Here is a 2012-nt window from a genome sequence, read left to right as displayed (position 1 = left end):
TTCGAATCCCCGCGCCCCGAGCAGGAGTGAGTAAAAAAACACGAGACTGTTGACGACAATCAATCCGACCGTGATGTAGGGCTTGCGAACAGTTGCGATGTCGTCTCGAATCGGAATAAACACGGTGACTCTCCGGCTATCTCTCTCTCAATGTGCCTTTCCTGACAGCTTAACAATGAAGTTGAGATATTGTTCGGTCTTGTTCCCGACCCGGTCGGTAACCTGAATACCGAGATGGTGCCGGCCCGGCTTGAGCGGTTCGAGCGGCTTCGAACGCACCATACCGGTCTCCGGTTCATATTCGGGAATCAGCCACTCACCGTCGAGTTCGATAATGATATCGCGATCGTCGCCAATACCGGACAGCGAATCCTCGATAACAAAGTTGATTGCCGGCCGGACATTCTGATAGGTGTAACCGTCACGGATAGACAAGTTGGCAATTCTGGGGGCTTCGTAGTCAAACACGGCGGCGAAGTAACCGCCGCCGACTGAACCGGCGGTCAGGGTGTCATTGCTGAATGTGTTGTCGAGCCAGACCCACTTGTTCTTATCCTCATTGAGCCAGCAAAGTCCGCTCTTGGCGTTGGCCTCGGTTGTCTTGAGCGGGAAATTATAGATAACATCAAATGGCTTGCGCGTGACAAAGGCTCCCGGCAAGATCCGGTACGTATGTGAATTTAGTCCCAGCAGGGCCGGATTGGCGAGCGGCACCGTTTGCAGCTCAACGAATTGCGGCGAATAGAAAGCATCGCGCGAAAAGCTCAACGTCGCGTGGGCATCGAACGGAATCATCTCATTTTGGTCATGGCCAACGAGGACGATATTCACTGAATCAAAAAATCCTGCGGTCCAGCTCGTGTCCTCCGAAAAGACCGCCTTCAGCTGATCGATCCGGCGGTACTGCGGTTTTGGCGGCACGAAGCAGATGTAATTGCCCATATTGAGAAATTCAGGCGTTTCGATTCCGAGCAGGGTGTCGCCATGGTAGAGTTCGAGGCGTGACCGGGAACTCTTAACGGCCTGGCAATCGAACTGAACCAACAATCCGTCCTCCACGATCTCGTGGACCAGGCGCGGCTTGGCATTTCCACGTTCATTCAAGCCGTTGAAGATATTGTCTTCGATCACGCCGCCAATCGATGGATAGAGGTTCAGCCGCAGGGTCGTACCGGTTGTCAGATTGCCGACCACCTGTACCGTTACGAGACCATCGTCATGCAGCGTCGTGGTCGCGCCAATAGCGCGCCCCCACTGAGTCCCGCGATTGAGAAACACGTCGGCAGAATCGAGATCGTAGGGTTTGACATCCCCGCGCGGGGACAGGTAGAAGAAATTGGTGTCAGCCGTCCCGCGCACCAGTGAATCGCGAACATAAATGAATTGATCTCGGGGACCCCAGACGAATTTGAAAGTCAGTTGTGACTTGTTGCCGAAGGCGTCTTCCGCTTCGATCCTCGCCTCGTGCATCCCCGGGACTTCATCGACGAGTCCGAAAATTCCTCGGCGGTCGTCGATCGGACCGCTGCCGGCGAACGTGTTGCCGTACTCGTCGAACAATCGGCGCACAAATTTGCGCTTGTCAACCGCTTCGAGATAGTCGTACTCCAGCGACACGGCATCGCCGGTATAGAAACTCACCGAGTCAAAAACCGACTGATACTGCATCTTGCCGTCGATATAGAGCGAAAGCCGGTACGCCGCCTGGCGCATGCCATCGGGTCGCATTCGATCAAAACAATCGGCCAGCAAACCGAACGGTCGATTGAAATAAAGCACGGTATCGAGCTTGTAGGCGCCCTTCTCCCCGGCGGAGACATCCAGAAACATCTTGCGGCGACCATTGACGAATACGGAGTGGTCGTCGGTCATTTTGAAACCGATTCTCTGGAAGACCGGCCGGGTTTTGTCGGGGATGGAAAATCCGTGGGTGAGCGGATTCAGGGGTGTGTCATTCCTGCGCCGCTCGAAATGAAGATGGGGAGCGCCGGTTCCGGTTTGCCCCGAGTAGG

At 55.0% G+C, this 2012-nt stretch carries 1 protein-coding gene; it reads right to left on the bottom strand.

The features are described 5' to 3' along the window. Nucleotides 1-147: 147 nt before the first annotated feature. On the bottom strand, nucleotides 148-2012 hold a 1865-nt coding region (locus KKA81_16395; GenBank protein MBU2652507.1), incomplete at its 5' end, for a M23 family metallopeptidase.

This window comes from Bacteroidota bacterium, assembly GCA_018831055.1.
Taxonomy (GTDB): Bacteria; Bacteroidota; Bacteroidia; order Bacteroidales; family B18-G4; genus M55B132.
Note: the sequence above shows the minus strand (reverse complement) of the source record. Positions and strands in the feature narration are given on the sequence as shown.